The 19,134-nt window shown below is 43.1% G+C and carries 23 protein-coding genes; 8 read left to right on the top strand and 15 right to left on the bottom strand.

The window, feature by feature from the left end; genetic code table 11:
- Nucleotides 1-16 precede the first annotated feature (16 nt).
- From G7092_RS17845 to G7092_RS17810, 8 genes are all read left to right on the top strand, one after another.
- On the top strand, nt 17-589 hold the full coding sequence (locus G7092_RS17845) for a DUF6428 family protein (RefSeq protein WP_129568220.1): 573 nt from the start codon (nt 17-19) through the stop codon (nt 587-589).
- 10 nt (nt 590-599) lie between these two features.
- Complete coding sequence (arsN2, locus tag G7092_RS17840; RefSeq protein WP_112658259.1) at nt 600-1,025, top strand: arsenic resistance N-acetyltransferase ArsN2; 426 nt, start codon at nt 600-602, stop codon at nt 1,023-1,025.
- The gene (locus G7092_RS17835) at nt 1,022-1,444 is read left to right on the top strand and encodes an arsenate reductase ArsC (RefSeq protein ID WP_112658257.1); all 423 of its coding nucleotides are present in this window, start codon (nt 1,022-1,024) and stop codon (nt 1,442-1,444) included. Before arsN2 ends, G7092_RS17835 begins: the two co-directional genes overlap by 4 nt.
- 64 nt (nt 1,445-1,508) lie before the next feature.
- Entirely contained in the window at nt 1,509-2,135 is a 627-nt protein-coding gene (locus G7092_RS17830; RefSeq protein ID WP_112658255.1) for a hypothetical protein, read from the top strand.
- Nucleotides 2,136-2,178: 43 nt separating this feature from the next.
- Nucleotides 2,179-3,270 (top strand): ACR3 family arsenite efflux transporter, encoded by a 1,092-nt coding sequence (gene arsB / locus G7092_RS17825; RefSeq protein ID WP_112658253.1) that lies wholly within the window; start codon nt 2,179-2,181, stop codon nt 3,268-3,270.
- Nucleotides 3,270-4,040 carry a metallophosphoesterase family protein gene (locus G7092_RS17820; protein WP_112658251.1) on the top strand — a complete coding sequence of 257 codons (771 nt, stop codon included), beginning with the start codon at nt 3,270-3,272 and terminating at the stop codon, nt 4,038-4,040. The genes arsB and G7092_RS17820 overlap by 1 nt, the downstream gene beginning before the upstream one ends.
- Complete coding sequence (locus G7092_RS17815) at nt 4,040-4,732, top strand: metallophosphoesterase family protein (protein WP_112658249.1); 693 nt, start codon at nt 4,040-4,042, stop codon at nt 4,730-4,732. Before G7092_RS17820 ends, G7092_RS17815 begins: the two co-directional genes overlap by 1 nt.
- 1 nt (nt 4,733) lies before the next feature.
- Entirely contained in the window at nt 4,734-5,096 is a 363-nt protein-coding gene (locus G7092_RS17810) for a hypothetical protein (RefSeq protein WP_129568221.1), read from the top strand.
- Here G7092_RS17810 and G7092_RS17805 read toward each other — a convergent pair.
- From G7092_RS17805 to G7092_RS17735, 15 genes are all read right to left on the bottom strand, one after another.
- Complete coding sequence (locus tag G7092_RS17805) at nt 5,093-5,308, bottom strand: GDCCVxC domain-containing (seleno)protein (RefSeq protein ID WP_112658245.1); 216 nt, start codon at nt 5,306-5,308, stop codon at nt 5,093-5,095. The two genes, G7092_RS17810 and G7092_RS17805, sit on opposite strands and share 4 nt — an antisense overlap.
- A 4-nt stretch (nt 5,309-5,312) precedes the next feature.
- Complete coding sequence (merTP, locus tag G7092_RS17800; protein ID WP_112658243.1) at nt 5,313-5,915, bottom strand: mercuric transport protein MerTP; 603 nt, start codon at nt 5,913-5,915, stop codon at nt 5,313-5,315.
- The gene (locus G7092_RS17795; protein ID WP_112658241.1) at nt 5,912-6,286 is read right to left on the bottom strand and encodes an ArsR/SmtB family transcription factor; all 375 of its coding nucleotides are present in this window, start codon (nt 6,284-6,286) and stop codon (nt 5,912-5,914) included. Before G7092_RS17795 ends, merTP begins: the two co-directional genes overlap by 4 nt.
- A 63-nt stretch (nt 6,287-6,349) precedes the next feature.
- A complete protein-coding gene (locus G7092_RS17790; RefSeq protein WP_112658239.1) occupies nt 6,350-7,597 on the bottom strand; it encodes an efflux RND transporter periplasmic adaptor subunit in 1,248 nt (415 codons plus the stop codon).
- Nucleotides 7,590-8,864: a heavy metal-binding domain-containing protein gene (locus tag G7092_RS17785; protein ID WP_112658237.1), complete on the bottom strand. Its 1,275-nt coding sequence runs from the start codon at nt 8,862-8,864 to the stop codon at nt 7,590-7,592. Before G7092_RS17785 ends, G7092_RS17790 begins: the two co-directional genes overlap by 8 nt.
- A complete protein-coding gene (locus G7092_RS17780) occupies nt 8,839-10,074 on the bottom strand; it encodes a TolC family protein (protein WP_112658235.1) in 1,236 nt (411 codons plus the stop codon). The genes G7092_RS17785 and G7092_RS17780 overlap by 26 nt, the downstream gene beginning before the upstream one ends.
- 4 nt (nt 10,075-10,078) lie before the next feature.
- Complete coding sequence (locus G7092_RS30830; RefSeq protein ID WP_112658233.1) at nt 10,079-11,971, bottom strand: efflux RND transporter permease subunit; 1,893 nt, start codon at nt 11,969-11,971, stop codon at nt 10,079-10,081.
- Nucleotides 11,968-13,242, bottom strand: coding sequence for an efflux RND transporter permease subunit (locus G7092_RS30825; protein ID WP_112658231.1), 1,275 nt, complete (start codon nt 13,240-13,242; stop codon nt 11,968-11,970). Before G7092_RS30825 ends, G7092_RS30830 begins: the two co-directional genes overlap by 4 nt.
- 58 nt (nt 13,243-13,300) lie before the next feature.
- On the bottom strand, nt 13,301-13,543 hold the full coding sequence (locus G7092_RS17765) for a heavy metal-binding domain-containing protein (RefSeq protein WP_112658229.1): 243 nt from the start codon (nt 13,541-13,543) through the stop codon (nt 13,301-13,303).
- A gap of 41 nt (nt 13,544-13,584) precedes the next feature.
- On the bottom strand, nt 13,585-14,007 hold the full coding sequence (locus tag G7092_RS17760) for a hypothetical protein (protein ID WP_129568222.1): 423 nt from the start codon (nt 14,005-14,007) through the stop codon (nt 13,585-13,587).
- A gap of 123 nt (nt 14,008-14,130) precedes the next feature.
- Nucleotides 14,131-14,505 carry an HYC_CC_PP family protein gene (locus G7092_RS17755; protein ID WP_129568223.1) on the bottom strand — a complete coding sequence of 125 codons (375 nt, stop codon included), beginning with the start codon at nt 14,503-14,505 and terminating at the stop codon, nt 14,131-14,133.
- Nucleotides 14,506-15,399: 894 nt separating this feature from the next.
- Nucleotides 15,400-15,987: a c-type cytochrome gene (locus G7092_RS17750; protein WP_129568224.1), complete on the bottom strand. Its 588-nt coding sequence runs from the start codon at nt 15,985-15,987 to the stop codon at nt 15,400-15,402.
- Between the two features lie 60 nt (nt 15,988-16,047).
- Nucleotides 16,048-16,476, bottom strand: a complete 429-nt coding sequence (locus G7092_RS17745; protein ID WP_112658221.1) for a hypothetical protein — start codon at nt 16,474-16,476, stop codon at nt 16,048-16,050.
- An 18-nt stretch (nt 16,477-16,494) separates the two neighbouring features.
- On the bottom strand, nt 16,495-16,998 hold the full coding sequence (locus G7092_RS17740; protein WP_112658219.1) for a GNAT family N-acetyltransferase: 504 nt from the start codon (nt 16,996-16,998) through the stop codon (nt 16,495-16,497).
- A gap of 26 nt (nt 16,999-17,024) precedes the next feature.
- Nucleotides 17,025-19,130: a copper-translocating P-type ATPase gene (locus tag G7092_RS17735; protein WP_223266102.1), complete on the bottom strand. Its 2,106-nt coding sequence runs from the start codon at nt 19,128-19,130 to the stop codon at nt 17,025-17,027.
- Between the last annotated feature and the right edge of the window lie 4 nt (nt 19,131-19,134).

The following is a 19,134-nucleotide window of genomic DNA, read 5'->3' as shown; positions in this document are numbered from 1 at the left end:
AATTAACTATAAAGCCATGAATAAAGTAGAAGCGATCAACTGGAAAACCTTTAAAGACACCTTATTACAGCACCCCGACCTTGACCTGCAATTCCAATACGCGGAAGGCAAACTGGTAGATGCAGCTTATCATATTACTGAGATCAAACAAGCGCCTATCACTTCGGTAGACTGCGGCGGTGTCATGAATGCCTGGACAGAGATCATCGTGCAATTATGGGTACCGGAGAATGCTGATCAGCAGGAACGTTCTATGAAAGTTGGCAAAGCTTTATCTATCGTAGACATTCTAGAAAAAATGCTGCCGCTTAACCCGAACGGTACGGTAAAGATCGAGTTCGGTAATTCAGGGTTTGATACCCGCCAAATGTTCCCGAACGAAATGATCGTTGACGGCAATGCTTTAACCGTAGACCTGCGCCCTGATGCGGTTCAGTGTAAAGCGATAGGCCGTGGCGGCAGTTGCGGTACGACCGAAAAAGGTGAAGAATGCTGTACACCCGCAGTAGCGGAAAAACCTAAAGTACAATTAGTGAACCTGGCTGCACCTGCTGAAGCTTGCTGCACGCCAGGCGGAGGCTGCTGCTAATATTGGAAATATGATCATCGACCAAGCGCAAACATACCGGGACAAAATAGTTGAGCTGCTGGTGGCTGAAAAGCTAGCGGTAGCCGACCTGCCGGAAACGCTGGATAATTTTATTGTTGCCATTCAGGATGGTAATGTGGTTGGTGTCGGTGGTGTTGAGGTTTATGGCAGTTACGGATTGTTACGCTCTTTAGCCGTGCACCGTGAACATAGAAATGCCGGAATCGCTGGCAAACTATTGGCAAGACTGGACAGTATGAGCAAAAAGAATGACCTTTCAGCTTTGTACCTATTAACAGAAACAGCATCGGCGTACTTCGAGCGAAAGAGATACAACCAAATTACCCGGGAAGAAGTGCCTGCCGAGGTTCAAGGATCATCCGAGTTTAGCCACGTTTGCCCGGTATCAGCTATTGTTATGAAAAAAGAATTATGAGCAAGAAAAACATATTAGTGCTTTGCACCGGTAACAGCTGCCGCAGCCAATTGGCCGAAGGTTACCTGCGCTTTTTTGCAGTTGATAAGGCCAATGTTTACAGTGCAGGAATTGAAACGCACGGTGTTAATCCCAAAGCCATACAGGTGATGGCTGAAGATCATATTGATATCTCCAAACATACCTCTAAACATGTAGATGAATATACGGCTATCCCATTTGACCGGGTGATCACCGTTTGCGATAACGCCAATGAAGCCTGCCCATTCTTTCCGGGTCAGGTGGAACGCTTCCACGAGAACTTTCCCGATCCGGCTAAAGCGACCGGCACACCCGAAGACGTAATGGATGAGTTTCGCAGGGTACGTGATATGATCAAAGTTTACGCGGCTGGTTTTGTAAGTAAACACGTTAACTAACCTTTTTTGACCTTATCAATCGTTAAATAGCAATAAACCAATTTAACCACCAAACTTAAAAATCATGAAACACTTATCCTTACTTTTCTTAGCAGGCCTACTGGTAGTAAGTTCCGCTTTTGCACCAGTGGCAGACCCCATCTATCCTGAACTCGCGCAAGCCTTTAAACAGATCAAAAAGAGCACTCTCGTTACAGATGAACGGCAGGAAGTGCTTTACGGTATCCAGCAATTGGGCATCGTTACTAAAGGCAAGAAACTACCGGTGATCGTAGAGTTTGTCGGCAACGATGGCTTTAGTGCACCGGTTGCTAAAGCGGTATTAAAATCAGCGTTAGCATCTTACGGTATCAATGATGTAAAGATCTTCGTAGTTGGTGCTTCATCTTCTCCTAAAGTAGCCCCGGCATTAGCGAAACTGGGCTTTAAGCTCAGCGGTGACGAAGCCAAATATAACGACCAGGGTGGTTCGGTGACAATGGAAACCTCGCCTTCAAACCCGCAGGCGATCCATGTGCTGGCACAGGAAAGCGCGGCTTCACTGCTGGCCAGCCCCGATAAGTTCGCCGTTAAACTAAAATATGCAGCTTTGCCAGCAGGTGCGACCGAGGAGCAATACGAGGCGCAAGCCAAATTAATTACAGCGGAAATGTTTTTTGCCGCCTCTAAATTCAAAGAAAACTGGAAGTAGTTTACACTCAATTCATATTAAAACCCGATATACGCCATAAATTATGTCAGCAAACAACTGTGCCCCGGCGGCAGAACGCAAAAAACTTAGCTTCCTTGATAGCTACTTAACCCTTTGGATATTCCTGGCGATGGCTATTGGCGTAGCTATTGGCTATTTCATTCCCTCATCGTCTGGTTTTATCAACTCCTTTTCGAGCGGTACAACCAATATCCCTTTAGCTATCGGTTTGATCTTAATGATGTACCCACCGTTGGCCAAAGTGAAATACGGGAACATGGGCGAGGTGTTCAAGGATACGAAAGTATTAAGCGCTTCACTTATCCTTAACTGGATCATCGGGCCGGTATTGATGTTTGTATTGGCGATAACTTTATTACGCGACCATCCGGCTTATATGGTCGGATTGATACTGATCGGTTTAGCCCGTTGTATCGCGATGGTGGTAGTTTGGAATGAACTGGCAGAAGGCAACCGCGAATACGCCGCTGGTCTGATCGCTTTGAACAGTATCTTCCAGGTGCTGTTGTACAGTGTCTATGCTTACCTGTTTATTACCGTATTGCCGCCATTATTTGGCCTGAAAGGGTTAGCCGTAAATATCACCATCGGTGAGATTGCGAAAAGCGTGGGCATTTACTTAGGCATTCCCTTTGCCGCAGGCGTTATCAGCCGTTACACTTTAATCAAACTCAAAGGCGAAGAATGGTTCCAAACGAAATATGTACCGTTCATATCGCCCATCACCCTGATAGCTTTGCTATTTACCATCGTGGTCATGTTCAGCTTAAAAGGAAACCTGATCGTACATATACCTTTTGATGTATTGCGGATAGCAATTCCGCTGGTGATCTACTTTACCATCATGTTCGTGCTAAGCTTTTTTATCGGCAAATCATTTGGTGCGGATTATTCCAAGAGCACCTCTATCGCTTTTACCGCTACCGGTAACAACTTTGAACTGGCCATTGCAGTTGCAATTGGTGTTTTTGGCATTAATTCAGGCGAAGCTTTTGCCGGGGTGATTGGTCCATTAGTGGAAGTGCCTGCGCTGATCGCTTTAGTTAACCTCGCTTTCTATTTCCGTAAAAAATACTATACCTCTAAAACTAAAACGCTAACTACTATACAATAATGAAGATTGCTCTTTTTTCTGATATACACGCTAACTTACCGGCGCTGGAGGCTTTCTTCAATGACGTAGAAACTCAAAAGCCTGATGCCATTTATTGCCTGGGTGACCTTGTAGGTTATAATATCTGGCCAAATGAAGTCATTGACGAGATCCGTAAACGAGGCATCCCCTGTATTACCGGAAACTATGATTTTGGCATCGGCCGTCACAGCGATGATTGCGGCTGTGCCTATAAAACCGACGAGGAAAAAGCGATGGGCAAAGTATCCATTGCTTATACCAACGAAGTGGTGAAAGATGAGCAAAGGGCTTATCTGCGTACCCTTCCTGCACATATTCGTTTAGAGTTTCAATTGAATAATGATAAACTGAACGTGCTTTTTGTACACGGCAGTCCCCGTAAAGTAAATGAATACCTGTTTGAAGACAGGGATGAAAAAAGTATGCTGCGTATTATGGAAGGAGGTGATGCCGATGTGATGTGCTTCGGCCATACCCACCAGCCCTATCACCGCATTTTACCAACTGAAATCACGGAGGATACCCATTACCGTCATGCCATCAATATCGGCTCGGTTGGTAAACCGAAAGATAAAGACCCGCGCGGTGGTTATGTGTTGCTGCAGATCAATGAAAACAGTTCTGTTAAAGATAAGAACAGCATTAAGGTAGAATTTATCCGCTTTGACTATGATATAGAAAAAGCGGCCAAAGCCGTGGAAGATAGCCAGCTTCCGAACGAATATGCAGATATGTTAAGGAACGGATAATGAGGATAGCACTATTTTCTGATATACATGCCAACCTGCCGGCATTTGAAGCATTTTTAACAGACCTGGACAGTCGTAAAGTGGATGCGGTTTATTGTTTAGGCGATATGATCGGATATAACATCTGGCCTAATGAGATCATTGCTGAAATCCGCAGGCGCGGTATTGCCACATTGGCTGGGAACCACGACCAAAAGACAAAAGGCTACGCTTATGAACTGGTTTCTGCCGAAAACAGGCAATACCTGACTATGTTACCCGCACATATTAAACTGGAATTTCAATTGAATAATGATCATTTGAATATAGTTCTGGCGCATGGCAGTACCCGCAGTATCAATGAATATGTTTTGGAAGATACTGACGAAACTTATGTACTGGCGATGATGAACGAAGCTGAGGCGGATATTTTATGTGTTGGTCATTCCCATTTACCTTATCATCGCATCATTGATGATAACGGCAGCTTTAAGCATGTCATTAATATCGGTTCCGTTGGCAAACCAAAAGATGGCAACCCCAATTGCTGCTATGTGCTGCTGACTATAAATGAAAGCAGTTCGGTTAATGACAGGGATGGAATCCATGTGGACTCTATCAGGGTACCTTACAATGTTGAACGGGCGGCTAAAGCAGTTGAAGATAGTCCGTTACCGGATGAACTTGCTGACCGCTTGCGCAAAGCTTACTGATATGCATAACGAGACATTAAACATCTGGAAACAGTTTGATAAGGGCTTGAAGCAGTATGTATGCGGCAAAGTCAATCACGGTGAAGAATGCCATGATATATTGCAGAACCTATACCTTAAAATCGACAGTTATGTTGAACTGGTTAAAAAGGTGCGTAACCTGCCATCATGCTTATTCCGAATGGCGCATCATGAAGTGATGAATCACTACCGGGGCAACTCAAAATATGAACTGCATGAAGTGATGGGCTTTGACCGGCCCGTTCATGATCCGGAGGTCAGGGATGGCAGCTTGAAACTGGCCGATTGCTGCCTGTATGTAATTTATACATGTTTTACAAAGTATTCAAGTAACGACTTCTAACCGCAGCAAGATGTACCCTGCTGAACAGGTGGACATTTGACTGATCCGTAACTGCAAAAGACACAGCAATCACCAGCCAGCGGCTTTAAACGGGTCTTGCAGCTTTCACATTCATAGAAAAACTGGCAGGCATCAGTTGGCATTTCTTCTTCTTTTTGAAAGCCGCATTGAGGACAGGTAATTATAGAATTAAGCAGGATCGTTGTTGCCATGAGATTAGTTATTTTTGATCAAAGTAGATTGATACCCTATTTCTTTTATTTTTAGATTGATGCTGTCGGTGTTCGTTTTGGTTGGATCATAACGGACAGCTGTTTCCGCATTTTCAAAAGACGTGTTGGATGCAGATACGCCGTTAAGTCCCATTAAAACTCCATCAATATGTTTGGTACAATCCGCACAGCCCATGCCTTTAATATTCAGTTTAACAAATTTGAATTTAGCTTGCGGAGTAATGGTTGCTATTGGTTGAGTGGTTTTGTAAAAAAAAGAAGAATAATAGGGAAAGGCAATTACCACTCCTGAAAACAGGGTTACGACGAGCAGAAACTTTTTCGACTTCCAGAATGATCGTTTTACAGGCTCACAACAATCCTCTTGCCCACGGCGAACCACAGCCAATTGCTGATACCAGGCCACAGCAAAAATCAGCATGGTCAAACCAATAATATAAGGCCGGAAAGGTTCTATCCAGTTAAAATAGGTAGCTGCCCCGCTTATTCCTCCAAATATGGCGAGCAAGGGTGTAATGCAGCAAAGGGATGCTGCTAATGCGGCAACGAGGCCACCAATCCAGCTGTTTTGAATGTTGACGCTCATGCTTTGATGGTTGATAAAGGCTGATTGATTAAATTAAACAAAGGTTGGAGCAAAGGTAAATGTGGCGGACAAATCGAATAAAATATAGTTTGCCCGGACTTACGAAACTGTATCAATCCGCCGTCTTTTAATTTACGCAGATGTTGGGATATAGCCGGAATAGTCATTTCCAGAATATTACTGAGATCGCAGGGACACAATTCTTTTTCCTGGTGCAAAAGAAAAAATATCTTCAACCTGACCTCATTACCTGCTAAAGCTAAAGCCGCTGACAATGCGGAAAATTCTTGTTGGTTTTCTTTAATGGTTTCTTTGCAATTCTTAATTTGTCCAGAATCAGCAAAAATTCGTTTACAGGTGCTCATCTCCATAATTAAGCAGCAAATATACCAGTATTTAAGCAATTACTTAAATACTGGTGCCAAATATTATAATTACATTTTCATGCCGCTCATGCTATTATTCCCATTTTTAAAAATAGCTTCGCTGTTTAATAAATAAGCGCCATTCGTTACCACAATATCGCCAGGATTTAAGCCGGAAAGGACAGATACATAATTTGAGTTACCCGCACCCGATTTTATCATTTTTGCTGAAAAGCTGCCATCTGCATTTTTTATCCAAACCAGGCTCCCTTTGCCGTCAGTTAAAACAGCAGAGGCAGGCACGGCCAATGAACGCTGTTTACTATTTGCAATAGAAATATAGGCCAGCATTCCGGGTCTAATTAAGTCTTGCGAGTTAGGAATACTGATCCTGATCAGATCCACTTTGGAGGCATCCGATAATTCAGGGTTAATAAACTCAACCTTACCTGCAATGACCTGTCCGCCGAGGTCAGGAAATGAAACACTAACCTGGTCATTTAGCTTATAATTCCCAGCTTCACCGGCATACAATTGAGCTTCTATCCATAAGCTGTTTAACGCCTGCGTTTTCAGTATGGACATGCCCTCGGTTACATAATCTCCCTCATGAACTGCTATTTCACTAACTGTTCCGCTAATTTTGCTTAAAACGGTTGTCATCGCAGATGTTTTTCCGGAAGCAGCTAAGCTCCTGATCTGTGCCGGTGACAGACCCCAAAGTTGCAGTTTGTTTTCGGCAGCACTGATCAGTTGCTGATAATCCACATCCGGGTTATGCAGCACTTTCTGCTGCTGTTTGGCCAGAAGGTATTCCTTTTCAGCTTCCAGCAGGTCTTCACTATAAAGGGAATACACAGGCTGGCCGACCGATACTTTTTCGCCGGTAGTTCTCACAAATAGCTGCTGTATCCTGCCGGCTATTCTTGCACTTAGCTCAGCTGCTGTATTTTCATTAGTGGTTACCGTTCCGGTCAATGTTTTTTCAATCCCAACATTTTCTTCCCGAACCGTGTCTGTCCTGATACCTGCTAACTGGATCTGTCCAGCGGTTAAAGTGATCTTGTTCATATCGGTATTGATATTACCTCCTGTAAGCTCCACTTTGATCAGCTTCATTCCACAGATCGGGCAATTACCTGGATGATCTTCGTGTATTTGCGGGTGCATGGAACATGTGTAATAAGCTTTGCTTTGTACTTTTACAATCTGCTGTGGTTTTTGCTTACAGGCGGCAAACAGCGCAGCTATCAATAAGGAAAAGGCTAATAATTGCAATGGTTTTAGCCAACTATGTTGTTTGATCTTGTTATTCATTGCCTGATGTTTTAATAAATCCTTCACTGTCTGTTAAATATTGAGCATTTGAAGCCAGGCTATCGGTGAGGGATAAGCCTTTCGTTATTTGTATTTCATTGCCATTTATAATTCCCGTATTTACCTGATGAGCCTGAAATAACGGCCCTTTTTTTAGCCATACTATTTTTGTACGGCCTAAGTCCAATAATGCCGATCTTGGTATCCATAAGCCTTTTGCTGAACGGGTTTGTATGTTAGCGTTAACCAGGCTGTTTACTTTCAGGGCATGATCCATGTTATCAATATAAACCCTGATGCTGGTGGTTTTATCACCGTCCTGCAGGGTAGGTTCAATAAAGTTGACTTTCCCGCTGATTGTTTTGCCGGGCATATCCGGTAAGGTGATCTTTACAGACTGGTTTATTTTTAAAGCGGCAACTGCCGATGGATCGATCTTGATCACGGCCCACAATTTATGCGGGTTGACCACATTAAAAATATTCTGCCCTTTTTCTACATACATCCCCTCTTTGATGGAAAGCGGCAGATTGTTTGCGAAATTTGGTGGTGCTTCGGCATTCGTAACGCCCGCCATTTGACTATGCGGCATATCATGAACATGTCCGGCATAGGGACTATACACCGGCAGACTATAAAATGGATTACCGCTTTTGACTTCCAGGGCCACCTGTGCTGTTGTCATTCCTAATAACGATAGTTTTTGTTTGGCCGCATTGATCAATCCCGTTTCCCCGGCTGAATTTTTGATCAGATAGATCAGGTCTTGCTGCGCGGTAACCATATCCGGGCTGTAAATATCAAATATGCGCTGACCTGCATGTATTTTCTGGAATGCGTATTTGATGTACAGCTTTTCGATACGTCCGGAAAAACGGGCCGCAATGTTATTAAATGTCCGTGTATCAAAATCCAGATAGCCCTGGGCTACGATTTGGGTTGGAATCGATTTTTCTTCCGGGCTAATGGCATTTATGTCAGCTATCACCGATGAATTGACTGGCTGCAACACCGTGTTCAGACTGATGCCTGCCCGCTCACTGGTCTGGCCCGATTTTTTAACCAGGGTCATGCCGCATATGGGGCAATTGCCCGGATGATCTTCCATGATCTGCGGATGCATCGGGCAGGTATATTTGATGTCGCTTTTTACCGGTGCTGCAGCAATACCGGATTGCTTCTTTTTATCCGAGCAGGCACTGATCAGCATCGTGATTAACAGGAGACCACTCAGTATGATCCTAATGAGTTTCATTTTCTTTTTCATAAGCTACCTGTACTAATAAAAGTTCCTGTAAACGGTCTAAAGCATCCATCCGGGCCGACTGCAAACCTTTAATGCTGTCCAATACAGATGGCAGATCGCCGGTATTCTGTTCATAAGCGAGCAGGGATGTTTTGTACGTATTCTGTAAAGCAGGAATAATGTTTTGTTTATAGTTTTTAAGCTGCCTTTTTTTGCTGCTCATATCCGTTCTTAAACCGGCCAGCTGCCCTTCAGCCTGGTTCAGCATATCCAGTTTTTTTTGCTGTAGTTCGGCTACCTCATACCGGATACCTTTCAGGTTGGCCTTGTATTCTTTGGATGCCCAAGGGACGATAGGTATAGTTACCGAAGCCATTAAAATGTACTGGTTCGCCATTCCCCCATAGCTGAACATGTGTCCCGCCTGGATACCGAAATCAGGCTTGCGCTTGCTGTATTCCATTTTAGCATTCAACTGCTGCAGATCAATATTCCGGCTGATCCCTTTAATATCACTACGGGCATTGGCAAGGCTTGCGGTATCTGTCAGAGCAGTTTCGTATTCCTTTAATACAATGCTGGTATCCACGGTAAAGGGCGTTTGTTTATCCCGGTTCATCAGCGTATTGAGCATGATATTCTTCTGGCTGATATCATCGTTTAATTGTTCCCGCGTATTGTCCAGCTGATACAAGTCTGCTTTGGCTTTGTAAATATTAGGCAGCTTTTCTTTACCATAAGTAAGCCGGATATTCGCGTCTTTGAGCATATACTCCAGCAGGCTTTGCGTGTTTTTCAATAAGGTTAGTTTTTTCTCCAGCACGACACGTTCATAATAATATTGCTTCGCCTGTGCGATCAGTTGATTTTTCAGGTAGTTTTTATCCTCGGCGGTTACTTTGGACATCCCTTTCATATAATCTTCTTTGGCCCGCAGTTTAGCCGGGTTGGTGAACATTTGCTCTGCCTGGATCATAAAGGATCCTGTATTTGGATTGACCTGATAAGGGGTTTGATACTGGCCTGCACTGATCTTTGGCGCATCCAGGCTTTTTGATCCGGTTGCATAAACATCCTGCGCACTTATTTTTGCATCATACGCCTGCAATGACGGGTTAGCTGTAATTCGCGCCAGTACGCTATCTAAAGGCAAGCGCTGAACCTGAGCTTTTGCTGTCAGCCCTGCAAAGCAGATAAGCACTATATAGGTGATTTGATATTTAGTTTTCATGATATTATTCCTTTACATCCAATACGTCCAGTTTGCCATGCTTCCTTAGTTCATATTCTTTGACCATCAGGAAGATCAATGGGGTAACCAGTAAAATATGCGTGGAAGAAGTTAAAACCCCGCCAATCATTGGCAGCACAATGGGCAGCATAACATCACTGCCAGTCCCGGTTGCCCAAAGCACCGGCACCAAACCAAACAAGGCTACGCAAACCGTCATCAGTTTGGGCCGTAATCGTTTTACTGCTCCATTCATCACATAGGTGCGCAGGTCTTCTTTGGTTATGGTTTCTTTCGAGTCTCCTTTTAAAGCGACTAATTGCTGCATCGCATCATTGAGATAGATCACCATCACGATACCCGTTTCTACCGCGATACCAAACAGAGCGATAAAGCCGACCGCAACCGCAACGGATAAATGCACCCCAAAGAAATACACCATGTAAGCGCCACCGATCAGCGCAAACGGGATACTGATCAAACTGAAAAAAGCTTCGCGGATAGAGTGGAATGCAAAATACAGACACCCAAAAATGATAATTAATACGATGGGAAGAATGAGCTTTAAGGTACGCTCCGCACGGATGAGATTCTCGTACTGGCCGCTCCATTCAATAAAATAGCCTTTGGGCAATGATTTTACCATCGTATTAAGCCTGTCCTGTGCTTCTTTCACGGTACTGCCCAGGTCGCGTTCCCTGACATTGAACAATACAGTGCCACGCAATAAGGCATTTTCAGACTGGATCATCGCCGGGCCATCGCTGATCTTGATATCCGCAACTGACGACAACGGAACAGGGCCATAACTCATCGTTTGAACCAGGGTGCGCCTGATCTCTTCCAGGTTGCTCCGGTAATCCTGCGCTAAGCGCAGATTCACACTGAAGCGCCTGCGACCTTCAATGGTTGGTGTAAGGTTCATGCCGCCTAACGCGCTTTCCACTACCTCGTTCACGTCATCCACGCTCAGGCCATATCTGCCAATAGCATCCTTGTTTACCTGAATATCCAAATATTTGCCGCCAGTAATCGGGTCAACATACAGATCCTTTACACCATTAATGCCCTGCAAAGCCTGTTTCATTTGGTTAGACAAGGCATAAATGGTATCCAGATTTTGGCCGTAAACCTTTAAACCTACATCGGTACGGATGCCGGTTGAAAGCATATTGATCCGGTTGATGATCGGCTGTGTCCAGCCATTCACTACACCCGGTATTTGTAATTTGCTATTCAGTTCATTGATAATATCTTCCTTTTTAATGCCCCTGCGCCATTCGCTGGTTGGTTTTAACAGGATGATGGTTTCCACCATGCTGATCGGTGAATTATCCGTTGCGGTATTCGCCCGGCCTGCCTTTCCTAAAACGTTTTTTACTTCCGGCACGCTTTTTATGATCCTGTCCTGTACCTGTAAAAGCTGTTTAGCCTCTGAGTTGGATACATCCGGCAAGGTAACCGGCATAAAAAGGATCGTTCCTTCATCGAGCGGTGGCATAAATTCGCTGCCCAGGCTCAACAAAAGCGGGATGCTGATCAGTAGTGCGACGATGTTGATACCTATAGTCGTTTTGCGCCAGGTAATGCACCAGTTTAAAATGGGCCGGTAAACGCGTTCTAAAAAACGATTCAATGGGTTACGGTCATCTGAGCTCAGCTTACCTTTCAGAAAAAAGGAGATCAATACCGGGGCCAGCGTAACTGCGAGGATCGCATCGATAGCCAGTATAAAAGTTTTTGTCCACGCCAAAGGGCCAAACAGTTTGCCTTCCTGTCCTTCCAGCATAAATACCGGCAGAAAGGATGCTACGATGATCAGCGTGGAAAAGAACACGCCTCGGCCCACCTGTTTACAGGATGCTTCTATAATTCTAATTCGTTCTGCTGTGGTCATGATTTTTCTTTTTCTTGTGCAGCGGATAAATTCCGGTGCGAATTTTCTACCATCACGATCCCGTTGTCAACGATCACCCCGATGGCTAAGGCAATACCGGTTAAGGACATAATATTGGAGCTAATGCCAAAGGCATTGAGCAGGATAAAGCTGGCCGCGATGGTGATGGGGATCTGGATAATAATGCTCAACGCGCTTTTTAAACTCAGTAAGAACAGGATAACGATGATTGACACCGTGATCATTTCCTCGATTAATGTATGTTTAACTGAACCGATAGCGTTTTCGATCAGTTCACTCCGGTCATAAGCTATCTTAAACTTCACGCCCGGCGGAAAGCCTTTTTGTATATCGGCCATTTTATCCTTAACCGCGTGAATGACCTTATCGGCATTTTCTCCATAGCGCATGACGACGATACCGCCAACCGCTTCCCCTTCACCGTTCTGATCGAATATGCCCAGGCGCAGGTCGCCACCCATTTGTACTGTTGCAATATCTTTCACCCTGACAGGAATGGTCTTGATGGTTCCGATGGAAATATTTTCTACATCCTGCAAACTCTTGATATAACCGAGACCACGGACAATATACCCGGTACCGTTCATTTCAAATTTGCGCCCGCCCACATCATTGTTATTACTTTTAACAGCCTTCAATACCTGTGATAGGGGGATATTGTAATAACTGAGTTTATGCGGGTCTATATTGATCTGGTACTGCTTTTCAAAGCCGCCGAAAGAGGCTACTTCACTCACGCCCGGTACGGTTTGCAGTCCTAATTTGACATACCAGTCCTGTAAGGCCCGCTGTTCGCCCAGGTCTATGCCTTTGGCATCCAGTGTGTACCACAGGATATGGCCCACGCCCGTTCCGTCTGGTCCGAGGGTTGGTGTGATGCCTTCCGGCAATAGACGCTGCGCATAACTTAACCTTTCCAATACCCGGCTGCGTGCCCAATAAACATCCGTATTGTCCTGAAAGACAACATAAACAAAGCTCATTCCAAACATGGAGGTGGCCCGGATGGCTTTGACTTTGGGGATGCCCTGCAGGTTACTCACCAAAGGGTAGGTTACCTGGTCTTCCATGATCTGCGGGCTGCGGCCTTCCCATTCCGTAAATACGATCACCTGGTTTTCCGAGAGGTCGGGAATGGCATCAATAGGATTTTCACGTACTGAATAAGCGCCCCATGCAAAAAGCACAATGGCGATCAGTAATACGATATACCTGTTTTTTAAGGACAGGCTAATAAGTTGATTGATCATCTTAAAGGTTTTGATAAGCCGTCCGTCTGCCAGCTGGCAGACGGACGGCTTAAATGAATTACATCTTCATGGTTTCAGCTTTCTTTTTAGCCGGTTCCTTTTTTACCAGTTCCATACCGCATTTAGGGCATTTGCCGGGCTTATCACTTAATACTTTCGGGTGCATAGTACAGGTATATTGTACTTTTGCCGGTTTAACTTTTTTCGTGGTGTCCGATAAAGCTTTAACGGGTAGATCCGCAGCAAATACGGTTGCAGCAGAGAAAAAGATGGCCGTAGCCATCAGGGTTACTTTTTTCATTTGTTTTTTAATTTAAAAATAGATAAATAGACGGGCATCCCTTAAGAATGATTGATTTTTGACAGGTAATAATTGATCCTGTACTGATGATGATAAGCATCGTAAGAAACCAAATCATTATCCGTCCTGAAGTTGCCATCTATCAAGTCGAAAGCTTTACCGTCCCTGTATATATTTTTCAAATTCTCCAGGGTAAGGGAATATATCTTTTCAGAATCTTTCAAGCTGAAATAGTAAGAAACAACAGGTTTAAAAAGATTAAGTTTATCTCCGGGACGCTCACGTTTGTATATGATGATGACGCCTTTATCCACAACATTATAATCAGAAGGTTGATGTTGTTGAACGGCAGTAATAACAGTATTATTTGAAAGAATTTCAGTAGCATTTAAGCTATGAGCTTGAATAAGTGTTGTTGAAAACAACAATACAAGCATTATAGTTGAAAATGTGATAGTTTTCATTTTTAAAAATTTAAATAGGTATCCCATTGCATGGGCTTGCATCAAATTTGATTAATAAAAAAAGGGATTACAGCTTAAAGAGCCAGATACTCCATTAAACCGTAAGAAAAAGGGGGGGGGAAATCAGATTCTGTAAGTACAAAACAGTGTATAAAGCGCATCCTGAGTGGCTGGCGGCGCATGACTATTATAAGCCAGGGCATTTTTGACGCTTATGTTTTCAGCAGGAATTTGGAAATAATACTCAGCAATTATTAGAGCAAATTGTACATATACAATGGAACTTGTTTTTGTAAAAACATGATTATCTTTTATCTTAAACTCTTGCTTAGTTGTTTTACAACAAGAGGGATCGGACTTGTTCGGACAATTCAGTTGTGCAGTTTTAGCAATACTGACGGTTGAAAGTTGCCCACAGCAATAAAATCTATTTACAGAAACCCCGTAAACAGAGATTGCGTAAGCAAATACGAGCAATAGGGCAATAACTTTTTTCAACACACAAATATAGATAAAAATTAAAAATTTGCCACACACTAAAGTAAAAAGTTTCTACAAAGCGAATTTATGAAAGACAGTTGTTCACGCACACCTGCCGTGCTCCATGTAATGCTTTTAAAGGGGTTGCACTAAACTTTTTGGCCTGACAGCAGATATAATCGCTATCGCCAAGCGAGTGCAGCGTATGACCACATATGCCAAGCGATTGGATTATAATAGGGTAATAGGATTACTAAAAAAAGAACAAGATCAAAACGCTCCGTAAAAAGGGTGAAGTGATATTATCACAAGGCAGTAAGCAAAAAATAGATTAATGATAGTCGGTGAAGAACTTGAATAAGTCTCAGAAATAATTCATCAGATATAAGAAAGCCCCGTAAGCCGGGGCGTTCAAAACTAATTTTAAATTACATTTTCATTTTACCCATCGAGGTTCCTTTTTTCATTTTCATGGGCTTTTTCTTCTTATGAATAACTTTTTTCTTATGAGTTTGAAAGACATCAACTTTTACAGATGAGTTTATGTTTGGTTCCGCATACACGCTGCTAAATGAGATCGCAGTTAAGGCAATCATACAAAAGAATATTTTCATGGTATTTCAATTTATTACTGGTGAACCACTTGATAAACAATAACCGTTCCAATATTTAAGAATATAATAGCTTTTGGTTTAGTCACAATATAATGTTTAAACTAAGCTAACGATTATTTGCCGGTATACCCACTTTGCTTAATGATTAATAAAAGCCAAACCCAAAGGTGTCATTTAACTACTTAAAAAATCAATCTAAGTGCTACTGTTACTGATACGGAACTTATAAATCTAAATCAACTAACAGTGGAATCTTCTTAGTAAAAGCAGGAAACAACATTGTTTCATTGCTGTCCGGCTATCTTTTCTTTTTTGAAAACTGTTTTTTTGGTAATGTTTTTTTTCTGTTAAGTAACAGGCCTTCCAGCCGGGCGATTGTCTTGTTTAACATAACAATAATGAGAAAGGCGATAATCAACGTAATAACTAATCCAATTATCGCCCAGGTATTGTCTGCAGATAAGTTTCTTTCACTAATTTTTCCTTTACTGTGTTTATCATCGTTGGCGGGTTGCATGGTTTTCCATTCGGTTTTTATATACGAAATGATATCCTTAACATCCTTATTGGTGAGGTTACTAAACACCGGCATCGGCTGCTGATTGAATTTATTATAAATCTCCAATGCCTCTGGATTCTTTTTTTCAATCAGGGCCTGATTGTTTTGTATCCAACTAATCAGATAATCTTCTTTGTGGCCCATTGTCACCATTGGCCCCAAGGCTGGCCCCACCATTTGTTCATCGATTTTATGGCAGGAACCACAGTTGTTGGCTGTGAATAATGCTTTACCTTTGACCGGATCCTGCGCGACCGCAATTTGTATAGCCAATAGCATAATTAGGTTAGTGATTAGTAATCTACGTGTGAATTGATCTGAGCTCATAGCAATAGCTTTTAATGGTTTAAAAAGAGGCCGGTTAGATAGCACTTATTATTTTCACTTTCATTTACTGAACTCGATATTAACATCCCTGTCGTGCAGATGAAAAATTATTTTTTCAATTCTCTGATCGGTCCAGCGTACTGTCAATCCGTAATCTAAATATCTACTTCCGTTCGGGTGAACCCCAAAACCTTTTAAAACTGTAATATATTTGTTGGCATGCACGATGCTCATAGGGATTGGCATGACAGACGTATCTCCGGTAGTATGTTCGTCAGACTTCTCAATGAAAACACTATATCCCGGATTTGTTGGCATATTAGTTTTGACCCTGATGACCGTATTTTTGGTATGACAGCCTGAGCTATCCGATTGGGGGCCTATTACAATTTGTTTATTCTGATAACGACGATAAGATGAAGAACAAAAATCTATGTCAACCCGTGTTTCGGCTTTCGATTTTTTAAATAAATTAAAAATTTTTATCATTCTTATTTTAGCAAATGGTTAATGAGACAATTTAACTTGATGATCTTGTAAATCGAGCGTAAGCTTTATAAAATTATTTTCGGCTAATCCATTTTCGATAAACCCACAATTTTTAAAAACTGAAAGCGCGGGCTTGTTTTCACAGTAGATTTTTGTGTAGAGACGTTTTAATTTGAGATAGGAGAAGGCGTAGTCGCTGACCAGGGATAAGGCCTTACCCGCTATTCCTTTGCCCCAAAATAGTTTTTCTCCGATAAGTACATTGCATCGGGCCTCTTCATCTGAAATATTCGTTAGTTCGATGTTTCCAATGTGATGATCAGGAAAATTAAGGCATATGGCAAAACATTTATCTGTTGTATTCTGAAGCACGTAAGATAGCCATGCAGCTTCTAAATCCATCGAGATGTACTTTCCCGGCATTTCCCCGGTTAATCTCCAGAGCTCCGGATCAATACTCCACTTTAAATTGTTTTCCGCATCGCTAATCAGCAAAGGCCTGATATAAATTGAATAATCCATGCCATCATTCTATTATTAAGTTATGACTATTTTACTTTTAACAAGCTGGCATTAATGGCTACGACAACCGTGCTAACGGTCATTAATACAGCTCCAGCTGCCGGGTTTAATACTATACCCTGATTATACAGCACACCGGCGGCGAGCGGCAGGGCAACGACATTGTAACCGGTCGCCCAGGCCAGGTTCTGAATCATTTTCCGGTAAGTGGCTTTACCAAACAAGATCAAATTAACGATATCCTTCGGATTGCTATTGACCAAAACGATTCCGGCCGTTTCTGCCGCAATATCACTGCCGGACCCCACCGCAATGCCAATATCTGCCTGTGCCAGGGCAGGGGCATCATTTACCCCGTCTCCGGTCATAGCCACAAACTCGCCTTTTTGCTGTAATTCCTTTATTTTATCTAATTTTTGATGAGGCAAAACTTCGGCAAAAAAACCGTCCATTTTTAAATAGTCACTTACACTTTCAGCTACCCGCTTATTATCGCCTGTTAAAAGCAGTGATTTGATCCCGTTGTCATGCAGGGTTTGTATGGCTTCAGCCGATTCAGGACGTATCATATCTGATAAAACAATATAACCGTATAAAACATCATTGATCATAACGAAAACCACCGTTTCACTGCCACTAGCCTCGAACCCTTCCGGTAATTTGATATGCTGTTCTTTCAGATAACCCGGGCTGATCACTTTTAGATGTTTACCCTCGACCATTGCTTCCACTCCTTTACCGGTGATCGCCTGAAAATCTTTTGCTTCCGGAACATCCAGGGAGCGTTTCTTGATCTCAGCGAGGATTCCTGTGGCGATGGGGTGCTCCGATTTTTGCTCCAGTGCGCCAACGATACGCAGGAGTTCGTTTTCCCATTTTTGATGATCGTCGCTTTGATGGTCGATAACGACTACCCTGGCCACTTCAAATTTTCCAATTGTAAGGGTGCCGGTTTTATCGAAAACAATAGTGCTGATCTTACGGGAGTTTTCAAATGCGGTCCGATTTTTAATTAACAGACCATGCTGCGCGGAAAGAGATGTCGATTTAGCTACCACTAGCGGAACAGCGAGTCCTAGAGCGTGTGGACAGCAGATCACGATGACCGTAACCATTCGTTCCATTGCAAAGGCCAAGTCTTTGCCATCAGCCAGCCAAAAGACAAAAGTGCCGATACCGGCGATCAACGCGATGATGGTCAGCCATTTTGCTGCTTTATCGGCTAATAGCTGTGTATTGGATTTGGCATCCTGCGCATTTTTAACCAAGGTAATAACTTTTGACAAATAAGAATCTTCACCACTATGGCTCACTTTTACCTTTAGTGAACCGTTGCCATTTACAGAACCTGCGATTACATCCTGTCCTTTTGTTTTTTGCACCGGAGTAGATTCACCCGTCAGCATGGATTCATTGAGGTAACTTTCTCCATCCTCAATAATGCCGTCAGCGGGGATTTTTTCTCCTGGTTTGATCAGGATCAGGTCGCCCAGTTTTAAACTATCCGTTTTAACTTCGGTTGTGTTTTTTCCATTGATCAAATGCGCTTCAGCAGGCATCAACTGTACCAACAACTCCAATTCCCTTGATGCTCCGGCGACTGAACGCATTTCAATCCAATGCCCTAAAAGCATGATCCCGATCAGGGTGGTTAGTTCCCAAAAAAAGTCCATTCCTTTTAAGCCGAACACGGTTGCCGCACTATAAATGTAGGCGACGGTTATGGCAAACCCAATCAAGGTCATCATTCCCGGACTTTTCGCTTTCAGTTCACTGAGCCATCCGGTCAGAAATGGCCATCCGCCATACACAAACACTACAGTCGACAGGCCGAATAGCAGGTAATTAGACCCTGTAAAGTGAAGTTCAAGGCGCAGCCATTGCTGGATTTGCATGGAAAGCAACATCACAGGAACGGTTAGCAGCAGCACAACGTAAAACCGCTTCTTAAAATCAGCGATCATCATTGCGTGATGATCATGGCCCCTCATTCCCATTCGTGCTTGAGCATCGTTTTTACCGTGCCTCATATGCTCCTTGTTTACTGCTGCCTCCAGGGTTTGTTTTTCATGTTCATGTGACGATGATATGCTATTCATATCTCCGGGATGATATTTGTGGGTGTCTTTCATTATC

Source organism: Mucilaginibacter inviolabilis (genome assembly GCF_011089895.1).
Lineage (GTDB): Bacteria > Bacteroidota > Bacteroidia > Sphingobacteriales > Sphingobacteriaceae > Mucilaginibacter > Mucilaginibacter inviolabilis.
The sequence above is the reverse complement of the archived record's forward strand: the minus strand, read 5'-3'. Positions and strand labels throughout refer to the sequence as shown.

Excerpts from the sequence above, each read along its gene's own strand:
- G7092_RS17845 (WP_129568220.1), top strand. The coding sequence starts at position 17 with ATGAATAAAGTAGAAGCGATCAACTGGAAAACCTTTAAAGACACCTTA.
- arsN2 (WP_112658259.1), top strand. The coding sequence starts at position 600 with ATGATCATCGACCAAGCGCAAACATACCGGGACAAAATAGTTGAGCTG.
- G7092_RS17835 (WP_112658257.1), top strand. The coding sequence starts at position 1,022 with ATGAGCAAGAAAAACATATTAGTGCTTTGCACCGGTAACAGCTGCCGC.
- G7092_RS17830 (WP_112658255.1), top strand. The coding sequence starts at position 1,509 with ATGAAACACTTATCCTTACTTTTCTTAGCAGGCCTACTGGTAGTAAGT.
- arsB (WP_112658253.1), top strand. The coding sequence starts at position 2,179 with ATGTCAGCAAACAACTGTGCCCCGGCGGCAGAACGCAAAAAACTTAGC.
- G7092_RS17820 (WP_112658251.1), top strand. The coding sequence starts at position 3,270 with ATGAAGATTGCTCTTTTTTCTGATATACACGCTAACTTACCGGCGCTG.
- G7092_RS17815 (WP_112658249.1), top strand. The coding sequence starts at position 4,040 with ATGAGGATAGCACTATTTTCTGATATACATGCCAACCTGCCGGCATTT.
- G7092_RS17810 (WP_129568221.1), top strand. The coding sequence starts at position 4,734 with ATGCATAACGAGACATTAAACATCTGGAAACAGTTTGATAAGGGCTTG.
- G7092_RS17805 (WP_112658245.1), bottom strand. The coding sequence starts at position 5,308 with ATGGCAACAACGATCCTGCTTAATTCTATAATTACCTGTCCTCAATGC.
- merTP (WP_112658243.1), bottom strand. The coding sequence starts at position 5,915 with ATGAGCGTCAACATTCAAAACAGCTGGATTGGTGGCCTCGTTGCCGCA.
- G7092_RS17795 (WP_112658241.1), bottom strand. The coding sequence starts at position 6,286 with ATGGAGATGAGCACCTGTAAACGAATTTTTGCTGATTCTGGACAAATT.
- G7092_RS17790 (WP_112658239.1), bottom strand. The coding sequence starts at position 7,597 with ATGAATAACAAGATCAAACAACATAGTTGGCTAAAACCATTGCAATTA.
- G7092_RS17785 (WP_112658237.1), bottom strand. The coding sequence starts at position 8,864 with ATGAAAAAGAAAATGAAACTCATTAGGATCATACTGAGTGGTCTCCTG.
- G7092_RS17780 (WP_112658235.1), bottom strand. The coding sequence starts at position 10,074 with ATGAAAACTAAATATCAAATCACCTATATAGTGCTTATCTGCTTTGCA.
- G7092_RS30830 (WP_112658233.1), bottom strand. The coding sequence starts at position 11,971 with ATGACCACAGCAGAACGAATTAGAATTATAGAAGCATCCTGTAAACAG.
- G7092_RS30825 (WP_112658231.1), bottom strand. The coding sequence starts at position 13,242 with ATGATCAATCAACTTATTAGCCTGTCCTTAAAAAACAGGTATATCGTA.
- G7092_RS17765 (WP_112658229.1), bottom strand. The coding sequence starts at position 13,543 with ATGAAAAAAGTAACCCTGATGGCTACGGCCATCTTTTTCTCTGCTGCA.
- G7092_RS17760 (WP_129568222.1), bottom strand. The coding sequence starts at position 14,007 with ATGAAAACTATCACATTTTCAACTATAATGCTTGTATTGTTGTTTTCA.
- G7092_RS17750 (WP_129568224.1), bottom strand. The coding sequence starts at position 15,987 with ATGAGCTCAGATCAATTCACACGTAGATTACTAATCACTAACCTAATT.
- G7092_RS17745 (WP_112658221.1), bottom strand. The coding sequence starts at position 16,476 with ATGATAAAAATTTTTAATTTATTTAAAAAATCGAAAGCCGAAACACGG.
- G7092_RS17740 (WP_112658219.1), bottom strand. The coding sequence starts at position 16,998 with ATGGATTATTCAATTTATATCAGGCCTTTGCTGATTAGCGATGCGGAA.
- G7092_RS17735 (WP_223266102.1), bottom strand. The coding sequence starts at position 19,130 with ATGAAAGACACCCACAAATATCATCCCGGAGATATGAATAGCATATCA.